Origin of the sequence: Acidovorax temperans (genome assembly GCF_028596105.1) — a bacterium.
In the GTDB taxonomy this organism is placed as follows: domain Bacteria; phylum Pseudomonadota; class Gammaproteobacteria; order Burkholderiales; family Burkholderiaceae_C; genus Acidovorax; species Acidovorax temperans.
The window spans coordinates 4,232,994-4,255,013 of the sequence record NZ_CP117193.1 but is presented as its reverse complement, the minus strand read 5'-3'; the positions used below and the strand labels follow the sequence as shown (position 1 = coordinate 4,255,013).

Below are 22,020 nucleotides of genomic sequence, written 5' to 3'. Positions count from 1 at the left end.
TTCACGATGCAGGGTTGGCACACAACGTTTTTGGGGATGCGTGGGCTCCCCCGCGATATCAGCGACTTCGAGATGAAGGCATTTTTCACCTTCGATGGTGCCGAGCGCGACGCAATCAATGCACGCCGAGGTGATTCCCACAAGCTTGGTCTGGCGCTCCATATTGGTTTCCTGCGCATGAGTGGGCGTTTGCTCGGTGCCTTTCGGGTAATTCCAGTAGCCTTGTGGCGCCACCTTGGCAACGAGCTTGGCATTGCAGCACCAGAAGTCGCCTCGCTGAGAGCCATGTATGAACGCGGGCGCACGCTATTCGATCACCAACAAGTAGCCTGCACGGTCCTTGGATTCCAGTGGATGAGCGAGCACCAGCGCCGCTCACTGGTACGTGAACTGCGCGACGAAGTGGCGCGCTGCGCCGACCGCGATCAGCTACTCGTGCGGGCGCGTCAATGGCTGTACAAGAACAAGCTGGTGATCGTGCACGAGCGGGCAATTCGGACACTGATTGCGGCGGCACTTGCCCAGCTTGAAGTTGAAACAGGCACCGCCATCGCCGCCAGCGTTGATCCAGCAACACTTGATCGCTGGCGAGCCTCAGTTTCAGAGCTGCGCCCAGATGGACAAACCCAGCAGAGTTGGCTATGGGCTGCACCGGCGAAACACTCAACCCGCCAAATCAGCGAGGTACTGGAGCGCATCGACCTGCTTTACACGCTGGACGTTCATAAGCACCTGGCAGACATCCCCGATCTCATCTTGCGCCGCTACGCGCGCCGACTTGTCTCCAGGCCGCCCTCAGCCGGAGCCAAGATCAAAGAGCCAGCGCGCACCGTGGAGGTCGCATGCTTTCTTCGGTATTGCCTGTTCACCACCACAGACCAGTTGATCCTTATGGTGCAGCGCCGGATCGCCGATCTGTGGCGTCAGGCTGCCGCCGATGTCCCCGCTACCGTCAATTGGGCCGCAATGTACAAAACGCTGCTCGGCGAACTTGTTGCCTTGAGCGCGCAAGGTGCGGTGCCAGATGCTGAGTTGCGTGCCCGTCTTGAAGCCTTGATCACCGAAACCCAGAAACGCAAACCACCGAGCAGGGCCTCCCTGGTCCGCGAGGGATTGATTGATGGAATTCGCCCCGTGCGGTCGTTGCTCGTCGCCATTGCAAAGCTGCCCTGGCAGGCCACCGGCGAGCATCCTGCCATCGAGTACCTTGCCAAGCTGCAAGCTTTATATCTCAAAGGATCCAGAAAGCTGCCAGTTGAAGTGGTGGCACCAAGTCTGGGAATGATCTGGCAGGTTTCGATCTCCAGCCCAGACCGGGAACGGGCGTTTCAGGCGTTGGAGGTGGCCACCCTGTTTGCCCTGCGCCGCGCGGTGCGCAATGGCTCGGTCTGGATTGAGCACAGCCTGAGCTTTCGGGGTCGTGCGCGCTTGTTCTTCACGGACGAGCGTTGGCAGGCAGAGTCCAAGAAACACTATGCCCGTCTATCGTTACCCAGCAAGGCTGCCACTTTCTTGAAGCCTTTGCTGGCCAGAGTAACTGCCGGTGTCGATGCGGTGGCCGCTGCAGCCCGCAGTGGCGTACTGCGCGTGGATGATGAACTCCATTTGTCGCCATTGCCCGCAGAGGACGAAGACCCAGAAGTGACCAAGCTGCGCGCGGCTTTGGATCACCGCATCGGTGAGGTTCAATTGCCGGAAGTGATTCTGGCCGTTGACGCCCAGGTGCGCTTTAGCTGGATCATGCTCGGACGTGAGCCGCGCTCTACCGACGAGCTGCTGATGGTCTATGCCGGCATCATGGCCCACGGCACCAGTCTGACTGCGGTCGAATGCGCGCGCATGATTCCGCAATTGTCTGCCACCAGCATTCGCCAGGCCATGCGCTGGGCGCGGGACGAACGGCGTCTGAGCCAGGCCTGCCAGGCTGTGCTGGAATTCATGCAGCGACACCCGATTGCCGCCACCTGGGGGCGGTCCGATTTGGCATCTTCTGACATGATGAGCATGGAGACCACCAAACGGGTGTGGCAAGCCCGGCTTGATCCTCGGCGCAACACACCTTCCATTGGAATCTACTCCCATGTAAAAGACCGGTGGGGCATCTTCCATGCGCAGCCCTTTGTGCTCAATGAGCGCCAGGCGGGCGTGGCCATTGAAGGTGTCATCCGCCAAGAAAAGCTGGAGACCAGCCAGCTTGCTGTGGATACCCATGGCTACACCGACTTTGCCATGTCACATGCCCGTTTGCTTGGTTTTGATCTTTGCCCGCGGTTGAAGGAACTCAAACAGCGCCACCTCTTTGTGCCACGCGGCACCAAAGTGCCCGCAGAAATCGCTGCGGTGTGCGAAGCCAATGTCGACGTCGCTTTGATCGAAAAGCATTGGGATAGTCTGGTGCACCTGGCAGCCTCGGTCATGAGCGGACATGCCAGTGCGGTGGCAGCTCTTGCGCGGTTCGGTTCTGCCGCCCAGGGCGATCCAATCTATGAGGCTGGCGTGCAATTGGGGCGGTTGCTGCGTACGGCGTTTTTGGCTGACTACTTTGTCAAGGACGCTTTCAGGAACGAGTTGCGCCGGGTGCTCAATCGGGGCGAGGCTGTTAACGCCCTCAAGCGCGCCATTTATACCGGCCGGATCAGCCCGGCGCAGGCCAAACGTGTCGATGAAATGCAGGCTGTGGCCGATGCGTTGAGCCTGATGGCCAACATCGTGATGGCGTGGAATACCTCACAGATGCAGGCGGTCCTGGATCGCTGGTCGAACCGCCGCCAGGTCATTCCACCGGAACTGATCGGGAAGATTGCGCCCACCAGGCTGGAGAGCATCAACTTGCGGGGTGTGTTTCGCTTCCCGGTTGACCGCTATGCTGACCAAATCCTGCCTTCGCGGCCAAATGCATCGATAACTGGCACCAATGGATGAAACCGACCACGGTTTGACGCCACGAATCGCAGATTTGAAAGTGAACAGGAAAGTCAATGAAATCAACGATCTACCAACACCACCTCCGCGCCAGTGCTAGCTTTTCGTACCGTCACTTATTGCACTGAAAACGAGGAGACCCCGGCAGGTTTCACATGCGGGATCGAGGAACTCGACGATGCGCACCTTTGCGGCGGCTGGGCCGTAGGTGGGTGAATGGGGGCGAACGAATATTGAATCCGGCTGGGCCGCCAGTTCGACCAGCCGCCGCTCCTCCAGCCAAGAGTAGCCAAACATCGCCGCCACGAAAGCCAACACAAGTGCGACTGCGCTGGCGGTCATGATGCTGTGCCGGTTCATGCGCGCACTCCCTGGCGATGCGCCGCGACCAGCAGGCCAATGATCAAGGTGAAGGCGAGCAATGACATCAGCGGGATGGTGAGGAAGCCGATCAGGCGCAGATCCACGTCCGCACAAGACATGCCCTTGCTGCAAGGCTGCAGGTTTTCCGGAATCCAGCCCGTGTGCAGCAGGAAGTGATAGCCGGCCGCCAACCAGCCGGCCGCGGCAAGAAGCAAGCCTGAAAGCACGGCTCCGGCGTCCTGGCGGTACACCCCGACACCCAAGACGGCAACCAGCGGAAACATCCCGATCCGCTGGTACCAGCACAGCACGCAGGGCTGCAGATGCATCACCTCGCTGAAGAACAGACTGCCGAGGGTAGATGCCAGGCTGACCAGCCATGCGAGCAGCAGCAAGGTCCATGCGGTATGAGGCAGGGCACGTGCAGCACCAGGGGTAGCGATCGCTTGTGCGGTAATCAGGACGACTCCTTCAAATGAAACAGGATGAGTTCGATGGCCGGTTTTTGGTTTGTGAACTTGCCTTTGGGCTGGGCAGAGTCTTGGCAGGCCACCTTGTTCAGCTGGGTGCCGTTTGATGCAGCCAAGGGTGAAGAAGGGGTCACTTTCCAAGGCTCCATGCTCATCCTGTTGTTGCTCACCATCGCAATGACCGCATGGAAGGGCTTGGAAGACATCATTGAAGGCCCCAACCGCTGGACCTGGGTAACGCTAGGTCTGACTGCCGCCACCTTGCTGGTGGCAGCCCTGCGTTTCACCCCGCAGGCAGGAGGCTTGGAACTGGCCATCACCGGCCGTTTCTTTGGGGTGGCTGCCTGCCTTTGGGCCGTCTGGCACTACGCCAGCGTATTGGAGGCAGATGACCGCCAAGCCTGGCTGTGGGAGGCCTGGCGTTTTGTGAAGCAGATTTTTGGTCTGCTGGTCGTGGGCGTGTTCATTGTGGGCGTCATTCGCCAGCTCATCCGCCCCGAATGGATTGAGACCCTGGCCGGGAGCAACAGCACCACGGCCAATATGGTCGCAGTGGTCTTTGGCGTGTTCATGTACTTCCCGACGCTCGTCGAGGTGCCGGTGGCCAAGATGTTCCTGGACTTGGGCATGCACCCTGGTCCGCTGTTAGCCTACCTGATGGCAGACCCGGAGTTGAGCCTGCAAAGTATCCTGATGGTCATTGCCGTGATTGGCCGCAAAAAGACCTTTGCCTATGTGAGTCTGGTGGCGCTGTTCAGCGTGATGGCGGGGTTGCTGTACGGTTCCTGGGTAGACGGTATGTCAGCCATGCGCCTCGTAGTGAGTATGTTGGCATTTGTTGCCGTGCTCGCTGCGTTGTTGCTGGCTCTCCACCGTCGCCAGACTGCCGCCGCGGGTTCTTGATGATTTCTGTTTAAGCAAGGAAAACAAATGCTGAAAATCAAAATTCTGGGTTCGGGCTGCGCCAACTGTAAAAAGCTGGAAGCCGTGGCGCGCGACGCCGCGACCACCTCTGGCGTGGAGGCAGACTTCGAGAAGGTCACAGACATGCAGGCCATCCTGGCCTACGACATCCTGTCCACGCCAGCACTGGTCATCAACGACAAGGTGGTGGCCAGCGGCCGCATACCGACCAAGGTCGAAATCCAGCAGTGGCTGGCCGCCTGAGTTGGCGCTTTTGCTGCCAAGAGTTGTCCACAAAAATCGTGGATAAACATGGGGATAACGGTACTGGATGCACCGCTATCCCTGACGCAATGCTGTGTTGCGCTGTGATGCTGCAAAAAAAAATAGAAGGCTAGCCATGCCCAACATTCCCAAATGGAGTCACAGCCTCAGTGTGCGTAACCCACGCCTTGATGAGCAACACATCATCTTGATAGAGCTGTCCAAGGAGCTGGTCGAGCTTGTGGCCCGAGGCCCTTCAACTGACGAGCCCATTCACAGGCTACTCAAGGAGTTTTCAGACTACGCGAGGCGTCATGACGAGTTGGAGGAAGGACTGCTGGCTGCCAACGACTGCCCCACATTGGCAGAGCATCGACGGGTGCACCGTGCCGCAGAGGCTGAACTGGACCGGTGGATGGCATCCGCATCAACCGAATCGCTGGACAGAACAGCCCTGGTGGCTTACTTCCAGGGCTGGATGGAGCATCACCTGACCGAGACCGATATGCCTGTGAGTGGCTACATGCACGATTGAAACATGTCAGGTGGCCAGGCGCCTTTGATGAGCGAATGCTCAGAGTGTGTTGCTGGATTTCGAATGTCTCAGATCAGCCTTAAGCGGAAGGCCGTCCCGGCACTTCGAAAGTCAGCTCCTGGCCGATAGTACTCATTCGACAGGAAAATTCGGATGTCAGCAACCACTGCAGAACAGACCTACGGCGTGACGGCTTGAGGCTGGGAGCCGCCGTTCACAGGTCTGTTGATGAACGACTGAATCGATCAAGTATCGGACGCGAGGCGGCTTCCGAAAAATGACGCAGTCATGGTGGTTAGTTGTGGACAGCGGCATCAATAAGGATCATCTGTCAGCGGTCATCGGGCCGCCACGTGGAGGCACTTAAATGGCGGTTGACGAAATTAGAAAATAGCACCAAACTCGCGTTGACGAATTTTGAGAAGTGCACAAATGAAGCCCCAGCCACCATCCTCGTTTAAGCCTCAGCTCACCGTTGATCGCCTTCAAGCAGTGTCGAACTGGTTGCTGGAGGAACTCTACGCTACCGAAGATGATTTGAGTCGTCCGACGGACAGTGGCTACACACGGGGGTGCACCACTTTTGGTCGCCAGCGCAGTCGTCTCATGTCCGAGGCCGCTTCTGGTAAGTATCCCTGGCTTGGTCTTTGCAATGGGGGCAATGACCTTGTTTTCACGATCGGTGACGTTCCTTGCCGGTTTAGCAATGACGACCCTTCCAATCCCTCCAAGGATGCCGTGCTGACCTCTAACCGGTATCAGCTTGACTTCATGGAGTTTGCCGTTCCTGGCGAGCCTGTCCGTTTTTGTTTCGTCATTGACCGGGGTTACAACGGCGCTGCTGAGCCTCGCGTGGTGTTCTTGGGCTTTACTGCTACCAATGAGGTGGCTTGTCGCTGGGTCTCGGACACCGTCCGTATGTTGCGTGTTGAAGGGGTGCAGCCGTTGGCTCCGTCTGTACCCGTGGCTAAGCCTCAGGTGGGGCCGAAGCGTCGCGACAGCGGTGAAGGCGATGGCGCCACTGAAGCTGTGCAATGAGCGAGTTTATTGGGACCAATCTCCGACTCATCCGCCTTTTTCACGATCTGTCTCTCACAGATCTGGGAGAGCGGGTCGGTGTTTCTAAGCAGTTCCTGAGCCGCATCGAGACAGGCTCGGAAGTCGCATCTGCCCAACTGGAAACATTGTTAGCGGAAACGTTGGATGTACTGCCCGAGTTCTTCTACCGAATCGACCCGAATCCCATCGTCGATGAGCAGTGCCACTTTAGGCGTCAGCTGACGACCAAGGTCGCGTTGCGCCAAGTGGCTCGAGCGCGCGGAGAGATGCTGAAGCGGTTGGTCGGTGTTTTGGATGAACATGTTGAATTGCCGCAGTACAAGGTAGGTGAAGCCGACCCGGAGTCTTCCGAGAGCATTGAGTGCGCGGCCGAGCGTTTTCGGTCGATGTTTAGCTTGGGTCTTGGGCCATTGAGTAGCGTCACGCGGATTGCTGAGAACGCTGGCGCCGTCGTTGTTCGGGTGCGTGGTCTTGCGCAGGAAATTGATGCGGTGTCCTTTGCCACGAAGCGGCCATTGATTGCATTGAATGGCGATGGACGCTCGGCGTGCCGTGAGCGTTTTGGCATTGCCCATGAGCTTGGGCACTTCTCGCTTCACATTGGTGTCCTGACAGGAGACCGTCTAACGGAAACACAAGCCAATCGCTTTGCGAGCGCCCTATTGTTGCCGAGGACCACCTTCGCGACCGAAAGTCGAATAGCTATGCGAGGCAGTCGTCTCAATTGGCAGGGCCTTTCTGAGCTCAAGCTCCGGTGGGGCGTCTCAAAGGCCGCCATTCTTTTTAGAGGGCGTCAGCTTGGACTCTTTTCAGAAGACCAAGCTCGGGCAGGGTATGTGGGACTCAACCGGCATGGTGAGGCACTGAAGGAGTCGGAAGACCATCTGATTCCGAACGAAGAGCCGGAGGTGCTTGCAGAGGGATTGAAGGTCATGAGGGAGCATTTCGGTGTCCCTCAGGCTGCTGTTGCTAGAGAGATGAGGGTGCAACCGCAGCTTCTTCAGACGCTCCTTGATCAGCCCCAAGCCGAGCCCACCGCGAACGTTGTGTGCATGCTCAACCCGCCACTACGCAGAGTTGGTGTTGCCTGAGTCCTGCCACCGAGCATTCTGCAATGCCTGACAGGCCTATCGCTGGCTCTCCAATCATCTGCTCGATCGAAATCATAGGGAGAGTATTTCAGCCTTAGTCGTGACAAAACTCTGTTGAACTGCCTTGCCGTTGGCGAACGGCATTCGGAAACGCTCTGCAGTCGGCGGCTTCATCGACCAAAGGACAGCTCAGGGTAGGAAGCGTCGGGACGCCAATGGAGGGCGTGATCGTGCGAGGTAGGCATCCTAGCTCACGTAGAGACTCCGTTTCATGGAATTCTCTACTTCCGATTGGCTCAGGTTTTCAAGGAGGCTTCAACTTGCCAAGCAGACGCGTTCCCTCCAGAACGATTGGAAGCGTCACTGCTTCAGCTGCTTGCGTGCTTCCTGAGCAATCGCGCGGCATTCTTTTTGGGTGCCTTAAGTCCACGTCAGACGAGATGAGGCTCGAGGACTGACGTTGTGGAGCAAATTATTAAGCGTTTACTACCGCGCGTTAGAGCGACGTAGAGGTTACGTGCATCCATCTTCTCCGGCTCAAGAATTACTGCATTCTCTGCCTCAAGCCCCTTTAACAGGAGGGTACTCCCAACGGCGCGCCGTGGCATGGTGCGCGGCGCGTGTCGATATCTCTCACGCTCCTTAACTCCCGCGGCAGTCAGAGAAACATCGTCAGTAACGCTCTTCAATGCTTTTGCACAGAGTCGCACAATGTCTGGTCGAAAAACATAAGTGTCTTCGGCTTTCGCCATAGCTTCAAGCATCGAGCCTGCTGCAGCTGGACTCGGATTACGTAGATACTCAAGAGCTATTTCCTCAAGTGGTGTAGCGGCGGTTCGGGTTCTCCCACTTAAGTGACTCCTCGTGCGCGTAACCAGGGACTGGGGAGATAGTCCTGACATCAGGTTGCTGAAGTAATCTACTGCTTCGTCTAAGCAGCCGTCGCTGCCAGCGCGAAAAGAGGAGCAAAAAGCCATGAAATCCTTCATGTCGAGCGCTTCCACCATCTGTGCTCTGCACCTTGCGGCAGCTTTCCACTGCCCCTTCTTGTCGGGGCCGTCTCCGATTATTAGAGTGCTGCCGGTCGCATACTTTTTCCGAGCAGCAGCAAGGCGCGCTTCAGACTTCTCTGTGTCCGTTCCCTCCAGAGGCACCCAAGTTACCTCCCGTGGCGCATTGCTCAAGTCAACAGACTCTCTCCTTAGCAAGGCTGGTCGTACTACGTTGAGAAGCCAGTACCCGAGGTCCGGGCATTCAGCCCTGATCCAGCGCCACGGCTTGGACAGCGTGGGAAGTGCTGGAAATGACGGCTGAACGTTGTCTCTCCAACTGACTACAGGTCCAGAGAAGGAAAAAATACCTTGCAGCGGATCGCCGAGCACCGCAGTCGGGAGGCGCTCCGCAAGGGCCTCCACCATGGCATGCTGCGGTAGGCTACAGTCTTGGTACTCGTCGACGACCACTCTGGAATAGGTAGCGTCGATGATGTCATCGAGGTGCCCCGCCGTCAGCATCTTCACCGCAGCACGTCGAATGGCTGCATAGTTGGCACCACTACCCCGCACGCTGAGTACGCTGTCCGAAAGGCCGGACCTAGCGGGAAAGCTCTGAACCAACCGAATCGCCCAACTGTCCAGCGTGGCAACCCGGGCACGTTCAGATGGGATACCGGCATTTCGGATGCGCTGTTCAAGCGCAGCACGACCTGCGTTGGTGTGCGTCAGGACCAGTGCAGGCTTTACGCTCGACCACTGTTTGAGCGTAGAAGTGATTAGCTGCGTTTTCCCACAGCCCGCAGGAGCCTTCAGACTACCGAGGCGCTGCGCAAACAGGTCAACTTCAGGCTCTGACATGCGCATGCCTGAAGAGTTTCTTCATGATGCCATTGAGCACCTCGTCAGAGGAGGATAGGTAAGGTCCGACTACTTGGGCCCCGACCGCTTCCATCTTGGCAATGGACTTGAACCAGCCCTTGCGACCAGGTCCTTTCTTCGTGTCGGCAGACGAAAGCTTTGCAGCCCGGCCGAGCAGGAGACGTTCGTCATCTTCCCATGCCGAATCCCCATCCACGATGGACATGAAGTGTGCGAGATCGAACGCCCCCTTCGAGACTTCGTCGATTGCCCCGTCAACCAGCTCCTCGGAGTTGAGCCTGATTGCAAGTTTCACTAAGGCATCCACGCCATGGTCTGGCAAATAGCGAAACAGCGCTTGTTCCAAGGCGTCTTCTTCTGGCCAGTGGAACACTTGTGCGCCGACATCGGTAGTTTTCTTCAGCTCTTCTGGAGGGATCGGGACATCGTTATCAAGAAACACCTTTGTCTCGTAGCCCCAGTTTGCGAAGATGCGGCCCCGTTCGAGGATGTATGTAGGATTCCGGCCAGTCGCGTCCACGAAGGCAGTCGCACAGGAATAGGCAGAAGGTTTCCCTTTTGAGACGTAGTACCGGTCGACTCCCCTTAGTAGCCCAATTTCACTTGCTCCTTCGCAAACCACCACCGTCCTAGCGAGGAAGGCCTCTGGATAAGTGCGGGCAGTTCCTTGTATCGGGTCTACGCTACCAATGGTGCGAATCGCGTGTTGCCCTTTCCTGTCGCGCCTCACCACATGCAACTGGTCGCCACTGAGCTCCCTTACCGCCACAGCGGAGTGTGTTGTCATGAAGACCTGCAGTTGCGGCTCCACATCTGGCTCCAGAGTCTCCTTTGAGCCCACGGAGTGCAGTAATTTGATTATCCGGTGAGGCTCAAGCCCGTGCTCGACCTCATCAATCAGGAGGGTGCTAGAAGCCGAGGCGACTGAACGGTGCAAGCTCGCGAGCAGCAAGCGGGTAGAACCCGTCCCGAGACTCCGCAGAGGCACTCCATCCTCCGTGTGAAGTGAAATGGCTCCGTCTGAGAAGGAGAGTGCGCCCGAATCAATCAGGGCTTGTGCAGACTCACCTACGTCAATCCCAACCGCGTTGGCATTCATCGTGACCAACGCCAGTACGTCTCCGAGTTGTGCTCCAGCACGGTCACCAAACGCGAGCCGGGCGCCACGCGCCGCAGTGACTAAGTCTGTGCCAACAGAGAGTTTTGTTTCGCAGAGCTTCCCAAGTACTGAGTTTCGAGACCAAGAGAGATGAGACGTCGCGTGCTCGCCAATTCGGCTGGGCGCGAGCAAAGCACGGTCCTTCCAAGCAAGTTGACGTTGTCTCGTGTCCCCGCGCGTGCGCTCTGAAAACAGGCTGCGCTTGGGGTCCAAGTCTGACTCGACGCGAAGTTCGCACGTCAGCACAACCTCCAGACCTTCGGCTGGCTCGTCCTCCACCGATTGCGCTTTCGAATCAAATCCTCGGAGCACCTCACCCAGCATATCAAGGTCCTTCAGATGCTCCGGAAGTGCCCCAAGAGTTACGCGGATGACGATTGGGTTCTCGACAACAAGGTTGTGGAAATCGGAGTCAGTGAAGTCAATTGTTCTTCGAAGGGACAGACACGCGTCAATCGCTTCCAGGATCGTTGTCTTTCCGCTATCTCCAGGTCCAATAAAGCAATTCACCCCAGAGCTAGGCGCCCAACAAAGCCTCTTGATGCTTCGGAAGTTCTCAATTTCGAGGTATCGGATTTTCGCCATTGCTGAGTGGTCAAGGTCGTTGCGAGATCGAATGCTTTGGATTGTGAGCGCAGTGTCTCGTTTTAGGAGAGAACAAAGGTTAGACGCTGAGCCAGACCACAATCACAGGAACGTATTCTCCACCCGCGCAACGACTCCTTCCGCGCAAGACGATACCTGTCGATATGGGGTAAACACTGCGCCCTGACACCTCTTCATCAACCTTGAGCGTCAGCCTCTGACCCCATTGCAGCCAATCAAACCCCTAAGTGCATGTAATCTCTTCCAATAATTGAAAAGACAAAAAAAGACCGCGCCATGACAGCTTCTGCCCAAATTGACACCACCAGCTTGCTGACCATATTGGGCGTTGTCGCAGCGGTCTGGGCACTGATCTCCCCTGCTAGCAGGCTTCGGCTTCGCTTCTGCATGGCCTGGTGGGATTGGGTGATCGGTGGCATCGTCTTTCTCCTAATCCACTACCTGGTATTTTCCCCCGCCCTGGAAAGGCTCGGGCTCTACTACAGCCTCGGGCCATGGAAATGGGGGCTCGATAGTTCGAGCGCGGTCTACCTGCTCCTTCTCGCCGTAGTCTTCTACTTCTTCTGGCGGACGAGATTCCCCATGCTGATCCGGGGAAGAATCCGCGTCTTTCGCGAATTGATTGAGAACCTGCATCTCACTAAACGCTATGACGAACTGGTGCTGCTGATCGAACCGCAGTTGCCGAAGCTGATTCTCCTGACCAGATATCAGCCGCTGATTGCTGGCTGGGTCGACCGTCTCGACCCACCCCACATGGACATGGCTGCACTCCTGCGCGGGGAAGCACCCCGAGCACGGCCGGCTTGGCGGCAGCGCTGGAGTAACGCATTGCAATCTTCGAAATCCTGGATCTTGGCGCGTGACGAAACCAGCACACAGGCCCGCGAAGTTCTCTTGAATCTGCTCACTTCTCCTGAGCTCACCACCTATCTGGCCGTGGCTCATCCACACTTTTGCCTCAAGCTCCTTGAAGCTGATGAGGCGATACGCTCTGACTTCGTTGAACACTACTTGGATGCTTTGCTCGAAGCGCCGGGGAGCCGTCTTTATGTGGAGCTGAAGAACAATCAGAATTTGAATGGTGGTAGTCGCTTGTACCTGCCGAAGAACAATCGACTGCTCCATTTCTTTTTTTCCGACTCCGCTTCGGCGATGAAGAATGGTCTTGATAAGGCCATTGGAGAAGCGGTGCGCCGGCGTCTTGATGAAGACCGCAAGCTGGCCGAAAAGCTCAACGAATCATTGGGTTCCTACTACGACGGGGGACGATTCCGCTGCCCGATCAATTCTGGAATAACGCTCTTCGAGATCATGGTCCACGAGGGCATCCACCAGGGTCTGCAAGACCATATGTGGCTGCACTATTTCATGCACTTCGCGGAAAAGATCCTCAAGCAGATGCCAATGCCGCCTACCGAAGATGCCTACCAAGAGTGGCCGACGCCATTTCACTATCTTCTATACCGCTTAGTCAGCGTCGCCACCGATTGGGCTGAACAGTGTGCACACATTGATGACGCAGAGATCCCAGAGGCCACGCGCAACGCCGATGGCTTTGACCGGCACTTCATTTCCAAAGAAGCTACCAAGGTGCTGGGTTCAATGTTGCAAGACATCATTCCAAGTGAAAAGATCACCGCATCGTTCAAGACCTATTTGCTGGAGGTGACCATTCGCAGTCATAACAAACTGCAGAAAAATCGTGAACTGCTTGACGTCGCATCCTCGCTCAGGACCGCCGTGATCCGGGGCGAAGACCGTCCTACAGATACATCTTATCGACTTGAGCTTCGGAGTGTGTTTGACCGTATGGACCACAGGATGAGACACGAAGCAGCGCAGTTCGAGGAAGCCCTTGACAAGTCTGGAGCGCTGTTTCCATGAGCAGCCTTTGTAACGTGGCGCCTGTGGCCTGCTACCAAGCGTCAATGCCGGTTCGACGGACTGCTTTCGGTGACAGTGGTCATTCAGTGATGTACACGTGGATGGTGGCTCTCAGCCTCAGGCAGCCGCTGGCGAAAGACCGCTCATGGCCGATAGTACGCGTTCGATGGTCAAGTCTGGATGACGGCAATCGCTGCAAACCAGACCTACAACATGGCAGCTTATTCAGCTCACGCTCTAGCCACCGGCACATCCTCCCACCGCGTCGTGTACTGCGGCGTGCGCCTCTCCTGCTTCATTCCCCAATCCTTGCCCTTGTCCGTCCCCCCCGTGGCACCTGAATGCACGGTGCCCTTGCCATAGCGTTGGTTGAGCGTGTCCAGTGCCACCATCAACTTCGTGCGGTCACGGTGGTCTTCCTCTTCCAGATCCAGCTCACCCTGCAGCACATTGCCCGGCACCAAGTCCAGCAGCATGACCCCTGCCTTGGCCATCTTGTAGCCCGGCTCATAGATGCGCCGCATGCCAGCAGCTGCTGCCCAAACCAGCTTGCCAGTGTCGGCCGTGGGGCGGCGCAGCGGCACGACGATGCTGCGGTTGAATCGGGGTCCTGGGCGGAAGGGGGATGTATGGCAGAACACCAACAGTTGACTGGCCAAGCTGCCCTGCTTGCGCAGCTTCTCTGCTGCACGGCTAGCGAACTCGCTCACGGCCTCCACCAGCGGCGCCAGCTCTGTCACCGCTTGGCCAAAGGATCGGGTGCTGGCAATTTCTTTCTTGGGGACGGGTGCATCATCCAGGTCAATGCACTGCATGCCCTGCAGCTCGCGCACAGTGCGCTCCAGAACTACACTCCATCGCCTGCGTACGGTGGCCGGGTCTAGCCGGGCAAGGTCCAGCACGGTGTGCACACCACTCTCGTGCAGCTGTGCAGCAATCTTGCGGCCCACGCCCCAGACTTCTTCCACCAGCGTGGCGGCCAGCACATCGTCCAGGTCCTGGGCTGGTAACGCCGTCAGGTTGCAGACCTGGGCCAGCTCGGCAGGGTAGCTGCCCGGTTTGCGCTCTGCGGTCTTGGCAATGTAGTTGGCGAGTTTCGCCAACGTCTTGGTCTGGCCAATACCCACCCCGCAGGGAATGCCCACCCACTGGTGGATACGGTCGCGTATGGCATGGCTGCGTTGGGTCAGGTCGCCTCTCACGCCCTGCAGCCCGATGAACGACTCATCAATGCTGTAGATTTCCTGCGTAGGACCCAGCCCCGCTGCCAGGCTCATCATGCGATCGCTCATGTCGCCATACAGCGTGAAATTCGCGCTCAAGGCCACCAGGCCGTGCGTTTCTTCCATGTGCCGGATCTGGAACCACGGTGCCCCCATCTTGATCCCCAGGGCTTTTGCCTCATTGCTGCGGGCAATGGCGCAGCCATCGTTATTTCTGAATGACCCTAACTGTTAGTAGGTATTTAGTCGTTGATTCTTCAACAAGAATCAAGACTAACAGTTTTGTACGTAATAAGGCTCAATTCGAGCACGCTCTGAGTCGTTGAAGTAGGAGGCCCAGCGCCACCCTGATCGACGCAGGACGACCCTCAAGAGCCGCTCAGAATTTCTGGCCCAGCGCCGGCAGTGCAGCGGTTGCAGTCGGTCACGGCAATTTTCGAATGATCGCTTGTCGAGTACAAACCGACCATCACACTTCCAGCGGCGCATGGTTCTGTGCTTCCTTTAAGCCTTGCGGTAGAACCAGCTTCATCGCGAAGAAGCACCAACATTCAGGTGCTACGACAGCACATGGGCCCCATAAGGCGCAAAGCCACTGACGTTCTCATTCACGTCCAATGATCTGCCCACATACGGAAACGCGCGCTGCGGGCAATCCGGGCGCTCGCACACCTTGCAACCCATTCCGATCGGTGTCGCTGCGTCGGGGTCGGCAAGGTCCAGCCCCTTGGCATATACCAAGCGAGGCGCATGGCGCACATCGCAACCCAGACCGATAGAGAACATCTTGCCAGGTGCTCCGTATCCGCGCGATGGGCCGCTTGTCACCGTGCGCGCAATCCACAGGTAAGTCCGGCCATCGGGCATGCGTGCCAGTTGTGGAAGCACCCGCCCGGGCTGCGCAAAGGCTTCGTAGACATTCCACAGCGGGCACGTGCCGCCTGTGCGGCTGAAGTGGAAGTGCGTGGCCGACTGGCGCTTGGAAATGTTGCCGGCCCGATCCACCCGCACAAAGAAAAAAGGCACGCCAGGGTCGGTGGGACGCTGCAAGGTGCTCAGCCGGTGGCACACCGTTTCAAAGCCCACCGCGAAGCGCTGGCCCAGCAGGTCGATGTCATGGCGCAGCGTTTCCGCCGCACGTAAAAAAGACCCATAGGGCAGCAGCAGTGCCCCGGCGAAGTAGTTGGCCAGTCCGATGCGGGCCAACTGCACGGTGGAACTGTCTCCCGCGAATGGTGCAGCCCGGGTCAAACTCTCGATCGATGTGTCTGCCTCTAGCAGCGCAAGCTGGGTCGCCATCTGAAAGGCCTGCTGCCCGGCGTCCAGCGCACGCGACAGGCGTAGCGTTCGGCCGCGCGGGTCAAACACACGCTTGCCTGCGGCGACGTCATCACTCACCACGATGCGCACCCGGTGCTGCTCCAGCAAGCGCTGCGCCAACCACGGTGCCAGCGCAGCGCCTTCAAGCCCTGCCTGTTCTGCCAAGGCCTCTGCGGCGCGGTCCAACGCATCAAAGTGGTTCCGGTGCGCGAAGAAGAAATCCCGCACGGCTTCGAATGCCGTGGCGCGTACGGCGGGGGCCACCGACGTGGCGTCCGTGCGGTCATCACCCATGCGCAAGGCCATGGCTTCAAGTTGCGCAGCCGCATCCAGATTGCGGCGGTACAGCGCCACGATGGCACGCCCCAGGGCCGGCATCTGGGTCGCAACTTCCTTCAGCTCGGGCAGGCTGACCGGCTCTGGAGCATCCGCCAGCGCCTCGCGCAATGCAGCGATCAGGCGCGCCTCCTCGTCTTCTGAAAACTGCTGAATGTCCACGCCCAGTGCCCGGTTCAGCTTGAGCAGCAAGCTGACCGTGAGCGGACGCTGGTTTTGTTCCACCTGATTCAGGTAACTCGGCGAAATACCCAGCGCGTGTGCCAGTGCGATCTGCGACATGCCGCGCTCTGATCGCAGCCTGCGCAACTTCACTCCCATAAACGTCTTTGCCATCACTTGCCTTTCACACGCGAATTTTTCACAAAACATTCGCAAATTTCGCAAAACCAGCCACTGCCGTTCGCAACAATTCGCCCTTTTAGCCCTGTTGCTCTGGATGTATTTTGCGTAAATTGCGAATCATGACAACACCCCCTGGAACTGTTGAGTTGCGCGAGCTGGTTCTGCCCGTATACGCCAACCACCACGGCACGCTGTTCGCGGGCCAGGGTCTGCAGCTGATGGCCAAGGCGGCTTTCCTCGCGGCCCGCGGACTCGCTCGCCGTGAGGTCGTGATGGCCGGCGTGACTGGCGTGCAATGCCTTGCGCCTGTGCCTGTGGGCTACCAGCTCACGCTGCAAGGCTGGGTCAGCCGTGTCGGTCGCAGTTCGATGACGGTCTGTGTGCGCGGATTGGCAGATCGCCCGGATGTGCCCGCAGAGCACGTCCTCACGGGTGTGTTCGAGATGGTCGCGGTGGACTCCACCGGCCGTCCTGTCGCCATTGATTCTTCCTACCTGAACCCGGAGACCTCGCATGAACACCACAACCACTGAGCCCACGGCCACCACCCCGTTCAAGCCGAAAAAGTCGGTCGCCCTGTCGGGCGTCACTGCGGGCAATACCGCGCTGTGTACGGTTGGGCGAACCGGCAACGACCTGCACTACCGAGGCTATGACATCCTGGACATGGCGGAGACTTGCGAATTCGAAGAGATTGCCCATCTGCTGGTGCACGGAAAGCTGCCGACACGCGCTGAGCTCAAGGCATACAAGGCCAAGCTCAGGGCCCTGCGCGGCCTCCCGGGTAGCGTAAAAGCAGCGCTTGAACAACTGCCGGCGGCAAGCCATCCCATGGACGTGATGCGCACCGGCGTGTCGGCCCTGGGCTGTGCACTGCCCGAAAAAGACGACCACAACCTGCCCGGTAGCCGCGACATTGCCGACCGTCTAATGGCCAGTCTGGGCAGCATGTTGCTGTACTGGTACCACTTCAGCAACTCGGGCCGCCGCATCGACGTAGAGACGGACGACGACTCCATCGGGGCCCACTTCCTGCACCTGCTGCATGGCGAAAAACCGCCGGCAGACTGGGTGCGTGCCATGCACACCTCGCTGAACCTGTATGCCGAGCACGAGTTCAACGCCAGTACCTTCACCGCACGCGTGATTGCGGGCACAGGCAGTGATATGTATTCGAGCATCGCGGGTGCTATTGGTGCGCTGCGTGGCCCCAAGCACGGCGGCGCGAACGAGGTGGCTTTCGAGATCCAGAAGCGCTACGACAGCCCGGACGAGGCAGAGGCCGACATCCGTCGCCGAGTAGAGGCCAAGGAAGTGGTGATCGGTTTTGGTCACCCGGTCTACACCGTGAGCGATCCGCGCAACGTAGTCATCAAGGGTGTGGCCAAGCGACTGTCGGACGCGGCTGGCTCCACCAAGATGTACGACATTGCCGAGCGGCTCGAGGCGGTGATGTGGGAAGTCAAAAAGATGTTCCCCAACCTCGACTGGTTCAGCGCCGTGAGCTACCACATGATGCAGGTGCCCACCGCCATGTTCACCCCGCTGTTCGTCATTGCGCGCACCAGTGGCTGGGCGGCACACGTGATCGAGCAGCGGGTGGACAACAAAATCATTCGCCCCAGCGCCAACTACACCGGGCCGGAAGACCAGACATTCGTGCCCATCGAGGCCCGCAGCTAAAAAACCATAGCAGCTCGCGCTTACCAATCAACCATTTCAGACCATATTGCCTTGAAATCTTGATGTAACAAGCGCCAGCAGCTATCAAAAAAAGAGTGAATCCCGCGAAATGATGAACACCGCCCACCGCAAGCCGCTGCCCGGCACAGCCCTGGATTACTTTGATGCACAGGCTGCCGTCGATGCCATAGAACCCGGTGCCTGGGCCCGGCTGCCCTACACCGCCCGCGTGCACGCCGAGAACCTGGTGCGCCGCGCCAACCCGGCACAGCTCAATGACTTTCTGGGCCAGCTGATCGGACGCAAGCGCGAGATCGACTTCCCCTGGTTTCCGGTGCGCGTGGTGTGCCACGATATCCTGGGCCAGACGGCACTGGTTGACCTGGCCGGGCTGCGCGATGCGATTGCGAAAGAAGGCGGCGACCCGGCTGCCGTGAACCCGGTGGTGCCGGTGCAGCTCATCGTGGACCACTCGCTGGCCGTGGAGTGCGGTGGCTACGATCCCGACGCCTTTGCCAAGAACCGCGCCATCGAGGACCGCCGCAACGAGGACCGCTTCCACTTCATCGAGTGGACGAAGAAGGCCTTTGCCAATGTGGACGTGATCCCGGCGGGCAACGGGATCATGCACCAGATCAATCTGGAGAAGATGTCGCCCGTCGTGTACGTTCAGGATGGCGTGGCCTTCCCCGACACCTGCGTGGGCACCGACAGCCACACGCCGCACGTCGATGCGCTGGGCGTGATCGCCGTGGGCGTGGGCGGGCTGGAAGCCGAGAACGTGATGCTGGGCCGCGCCTCGTGGATGCGCCTGCCCGACATCGTGGGCGTCAGGCTCACCGGCAAGCGCCAGCCTGGCATCACCGCCACTGACATTGCTCTCGCGCTGACCGAGTTTTTGCGCAAGGAAAAGGTGGTCGGCGCCTACGTGGAGTTCTTCGGCGAGGGCGCGGACAGCCTGTCGATCGGCGACCGCGCCACCATCTCGAACATGTGCCCCGAATACGGCGCCACCGCCGCGCTGTTCTTCATCGATGCGCAAACCACGGCCTACCTGCGCCTGACCGACCGCAGCCCCGAACAGGTGCAGTTGGTGGAAACCTACGCCAAGGCCGCTGGTTTCTGGGCCGACGACCTCAAGACTGCCGAGTACGAGCGCGTGCTCGCGTTCGACCTCTCCAGCGTGGTGCGCAACATGGCCGGCCCGAGCAACCCGCACCGCCGGCTGCCCACCTCGGCGCTGGTGGACCGCGGCATCGCCGGCGCCATCAAGCTCGAAATGGCCCGCGCCGAGGAGGCCGAGGGGCTGACGCCCGATGGCGCCGTGATCATCGCCGCCATCACCAGCTGCACCAACACCAGCAACCCGCGCAACGTCATCGCCGCCGCGCTGCTGGCGCGCAATGCGCGCCGCCTGGGGCTGGCGCGCAAGCCGTGGGTGAAAACCTCGCTCGCGCCCGGCTCTAAAGCCGTGGAGCTGTATTTGAAGGAAGCGGGCTTGCTGGCCGACCTGGAGGCGCTGGGCTTTGGCATCGTCGCCTTTGCCTGCACCACCTGCAACGGCATGAGCGGCGCGCTGGAGCCGAAAATTCAGCAGGAAATCATCGAGCGCGACCTGTACGCCACCGCCGTGCTCTCGGGCAACCGCAACTTTGACGGGCGCATCCACCCCTATGCCAAGCAGGCGTTTTTGGCCAGCCCGCCGCTGGTGGTGGCCTACGCGCTGGCGGGCACGGTGCGCTTTGATATTGAAAACGACGCTTTTGCCGTGGTCGATGGCCAGCCCGTGCGCCTGAAGGATCTGTGGCCCAGTGACGAAGAAATCGATGCCATCGTGGCCCAGGCCGTCAAACCCGAACAGTTCCGCGCCGTGTACGAGCCGATGTTCGCGCTTCGCGTGGACGATGGCACGCGCGTAAGCCCGCAGTACGACTGGCGCCCCCAGTCCACCTACATCCGCCGCCCGCCTTACTGGGACGAGCAAGGTGTGGGCGCGCTGGCGGCCTACCCGCGCACGCTGAAAAGCATGCGCCCCCTGGCCATCCTGCCCGACAACATCACCACCGACCACCTGTCGCCGTCCAACGCCATCCTGGCCGACAGCGCGGCCGGCGAGTACCTGGCCAAAATGGGCCTGCCGGAGGAGGACTTCAACTCCTACGCCACGCACCGCGGCGACCACCTCACCGCCATGCGCGCCACCTTTGCCAACCCGCAGCTCGTCAACGAGATGGCCGTGGTCGATGGCCAGGTGAAGAAGGGGTCGCTGGCGCGCATCGAGCCCGAGGGCAAGGTGGTGCGCATGTGGGAGGCCATCGAGGCGTACCTGAACCGCCGCCAGCCGCTCATCATCATCGCCGGGGCCGACTACGGCCAGGGGTCGAGTCGCGACTGGGCCGCCAAGGGCGTGCGGCTGGCGGGGGTAGAGACGGTGGTGGCCGAGGGCTTCGAGCGCATCCACCGCACCAACCTCATCGGCATGGGCGTGCTGCCGCTGGAGTTCAAACCCGGCGTGAACCGCCTGACGCTGCAGCTGGACGGCACCGAGACCTACGACGTGGAAGGCCAGCTCACGCCGCGCGCCGACCTCACGCTGGTCATCCACCGCCAAAACGGCCAGACCGACCGCGTGGCCACCACCTGCCGCCTGGACACCGCCGAGGAAGTCTCGGTGTACGAAGCGGGCGGCGTGCTGCAGCGTTTTGCGCAAGACTTTTTGGCATCGAATCAGGCCTGAGCCCTTACCAGGCAAGCGCAAGCAGCTATCAAAATGGATATGACCCAGCACCTTCCCCAAATACGCATTCCCGCCACCTACATGCGTGGCGGCACCAGCAAGGGCGTGTTTTTCCGTCTGCAAGACCTGCCCGAAGCCGCGCAGCAGCCCGGCCCGGCGCGCGACAAGCTGCTGCAGCGCGTCATCGGTAGCCCCGACCCCTACGGCGCGCAGATCGACGGCATGGGCGGCGCCACCTCCAGCACCAGCAAGTGCGTGATCCTGTCAAAGAGCACACGGCCCGATCACGACGTGGACTACCTCTACGGCCAGGTGTCCATCGACAAGGACTTTGTGGACTGGTCGGGCAACTGCGGCAACCTGTCCACCGCCGCTGGCGCCTTTGCCCTTCACGCGGGCTTCGTCGATGCGGCGCGGGTGCCGCAAGACGGTGTGTGTGTGGTGCGTATCTGGCAGGCCAACATTGGCAAAACCATCATCGCCCACGTGCCCGTGGCGGGCGGACAGGTGCAGGAAACCGGCGACTTCGAGCTGGACGGCGTGACCTTTCCGGCGGCGGAAATCGTGCTGGAGTTCATCGACCCTTCGGACGATGGCGATGAGGGCGGGGCCATGTTCCCCACGGGCAACCTGGTCGATACGCTGGATGTGCCGGGCGTCGGCACCTTCCAGGCCACCATGATCAACGCGGGCATTCCCACCGTGTTCGTCAACGCCGCCGACATCGGCTACCAGGGCACGGAGCTGCGCGAGGACATCAACGGCGACCCGGCGCAACTGGCGCGTTTCGAGCAGATCCGCGTGGCCGGGGCGCTGCGCATGGGCCTGATCCAGACCCCCGAGGAAGCCGCCATACGCCAGCACACGCCCAAGATCGCGTTCGTCAGCCCGCCCAAGGACTACACCGCCTCCAGCGGTAAAACCATCGCGGCGGCGGATGTGGACCTGCTGGTGCGCGCCCTGTCCATGGGCAAGCTGCACCACGCCATGATGGGCACCTGCGCCGTGGCCATCGGCACAGCGGCAGCCATACCCGGCACGCTGGTGAACCTGGCCGCCGGTGGCGGCGCACGCAACGCGGTGCGCGTCGGCCACCCCTCGGGCACGCTGCGCGTGGGCGCCGAGGCAAAACAGGACAACGGCCAGTGGACGGTGACCAAAGCCGTGATGAGCCGCAGCGCCCGCATCCTCATGGAGGGCTTCGTGCGCGTTCCGGCGGGCTGTTTTTAAGGAAAATTGGCAT

Annotated in this window: 16 protein-coding genes and 1 pseudogene; 11 read left to right on the top strand and 6 right to left on the bottom strand. The window is 59.6% G+C overall.

From position 1 onward, the window contains the following. Positions 1-6 precede the first annotated feature (6 nt). Positions 7-2,922 carry a Tn3-like element IS1071 family transposase gene (locus tag PQV96_RS19980; RefSeq protein WP_003049965.1) on the top strand — a complete coding sequence of 972 codons (2,916 nt, stop codon included), beginning with the start codon at positions 7-9 and terminating at the stop codon, positions 2,920-2,922. Between the two features lie 96 nt (positions 2,923-3,018). Here the strand turns inward: PQV96_RS19980 and PQV96_RS19975 are convergent, their stop codons facing one another. Further along, positions 3,019-3,282 carry a hypothetical protein gene (locus PQV96_RS19975; RefSeq protein ID WP_273623991.1) on the bottom strand — a complete coding sequence of 88 codons (264 nt, stop codon included), beginning with the start codon at positions 3,280-3,282 and terminating at the stop codon, positions 3,019-3,021. Continuing rightward, the gene (locus PQV96_RS19970; RefSeq protein WP_273623990.1) at positions 3,279-3,680 is read right to left on the bottom strand and encodes a disulfide bond formation protein B; all 402 of its coding nucleotides are present in this window, start codon (positions 3,678-3,680) and stop codon (positions 3,279-3,281) included. Before PQV96_RS19970 ends, PQV96_RS19975 begins: the two co-directional genes overlap by 4 nt. 99 nt (positions 3,681-3,779) lie before the next feature. On the opposite strand from PQV96_RS19970, the gene PQV96_RS19965 reads away from it, so the two are divergent. From PQV96_RS19965 to PQV96_RS19945, 5 genes are all read left to right on the top strand, one after another. Further along, a complete protein-coding gene (locus PQV96_RS19965; RefSeq protein WP_273623989.1) occupies positions 3,780-4,658 on the top strand; it encodes a permease in 879 nt (292 codons plus the stop codon). Positions 4,659-4,685: 27 nt separating this feature from the next. Continuing rightward, positions 4,686-4,922 (top strand): thioredoxin family protein, encoded by a 237-nt coding sequence (locus PQV96_RS19960; protein WP_044399295.1) that lies wholly within the window; start codon positions 4,686-4,688, stop codon positions 4,920-4,922. A gap of 136 nt (positions 4,923-5,058) precedes the next feature. Further along, positions 5,059-5,457, top strand: a complete 399-nt coding sequence (locus tag PQV96_RS19955; RefSeq protein WP_273623988.1) for a bacteriohemerythrin — start codon at positions 5,059-5,061, stop codon at positions 5,455-5,457. 432 nt (positions 5,458-5,889) lie between these two features. After that, the gene (locus tag PQV96_RS19950) at positions 5,890-6,495 is read left to right on the top strand and encodes a hypothetical protein (RefSeq protein ID WP_273623987.1); all 606 of its coding nucleotides are present in this window, start codon (positions 5,890-5,892) and stop codon (positions 6,493-6,495) included. Further along, positions 6,492-7,607: an XRE family transcriptional regulator gene (locus tag PQV96_RS19945; protein WP_273623986.1), complete on the top strand. Its 1,116-nt coding sequence runs from the start codon at positions 6,492-6,494 to the stop codon at positions 7,605-7,607. The genes PQV96_RS19950 and PQV96_RS19945 overlap by 4 nt, the downstream gene beginning before the upstream one ends. Positions 7,608-8,038: 431 nt before the next feature. On the opposite strand, the gene PQV96_RS19940 is transcribed toward PQV96_RS19945, so the two are convergent. Together PQV96_RS19940 and PQV96_RS19935 are read right to left on the bottom strand one after the other, a co-directional pair. Beyond that, complete coding sequence (locus PQV96_RS19940; protein ID WP_273623985.1) at positions 8,039-9,460, bottom strand: UvrD-helicase domain-containing protein; 1,422 nt, start codon at positions 9,458-9,460, stop codon at positions 8,039-8,041. Further along, positions 9,447-11,225 (bottom strand): ATP-dependent nuclease, encoded by a 1,779-nt coding sequence (locus tag PQV96_RS19935; RefSeq protein WP_273623984.1) that lies wholly within the window; start codon positions 11,223-11,225, stop codon positions 9,447-9,449. Before PQV96_RS19935 ends, PQV96_RS19940 begins: the two co-directional genes overlap by 14 nt. A gap of 297 nt (positions 11,226-11,522) precedes the next feature. Between PQV96_RS19935 and PQV96_RS19930 the strand changes: the two genes are divergently transcribed. After that, a complete protein-coding gene (locus PQV96_RS19930) occupies positions 11,523-13,133 on the top strand; it encodes a hypothetical protein (RefSeq protein WP_273623983.1) in 1,611 nt (536 codons plus the stop codon). A gap of 230 nt (positions 13,134-13,363) precedes the next feature. On the opposite strand, the pseudogene PQV96_RS19925 reads toward PQV96_RS19930, so the two are convergent. Beyond that, a pseudogene (locus tag PQV96_RS19925) lies at positions 13,364-14,569 on the bottom strand (Y-family DNA polymerase); the annotation flags it as partial. A gap of 345 nt (positions 14,570-14,914) precedes the next feature. Then, positions 14,915-16,348: a short-chain fatty acyl-CoA regulator family protein gene (locus tag PQV96_RS19920; RefSeq protein ID WP_273623982.1), complete on the bottom strand. Its 1,434-nt coding sequence runs from the start codon at positions 16,346-16,348 to the stop codon at positions 14,915-14,917. A gap of 128 nt (positions 16,349-16,476) precedes the next feature. Here PQV96_RS19920 and PQV96_RS19915 point away from each other — a divergent pair, with 128 nt between their 5' ends. From PQV96_RS19915 to prpF, 4 genes are all read left to right on the top strand, one after another. Further along, on the top strand, positions 16,477-16,890 hold the full coding sequence (locus tag PQV96_RS19915) for an acyl-CoA thioesterase (RefSeq protein WP_034692764.1): 414 nt from the start codon (positions 16,477-16,479) through the stop codon (positions 16,888-16,890). After that, positions 16,871-18,040, top strand: a complete 1,170-nt coding sequence (gene prpC, locus PQV96_RS19910) for a bifunctional 2-methylcitrate synthase/citrate synthase (protein WP_008903190.1) — start codon at positions 16,871-16,873, stop codon at positions 18,038-18,040. Before PQV96_RS19915 ends, prpC begins: the two co-directional genes overlap by 20 nt. A gap of 112 nt (positions 18,041-18,152) precedes the next feature. Then, positions 18,153-20,777, top strand: coding sequence for a Fe/S-dependent 2-methylisocitrate dehydratase AcnD (gene acnD, locus PQV96_RS19905; RefSeq protein WP_008903189.1), 2,625 nt, complete (start codon positions 18,153-18,155; stop codon positions 20,775-20,777). Positions 20,778-20,810: 33 nt separating this feature from the next. Then, positions 20,811-22,007 carry a 2-methylaconitate cis-trans isomerase PrpF gene (gene prpF / locus PQV96_RS19900; protein ID WP_420482168.1) on the top strand — a complete coding sequence of 399 codons (1,197 nt, stop codon included), beginning with the start codon at positions 20,811-20,813 and terminating at the stop codon, positions 22,005-22,007. Positions 22,008-22,020: the final 13 nt, after the last annotated feature.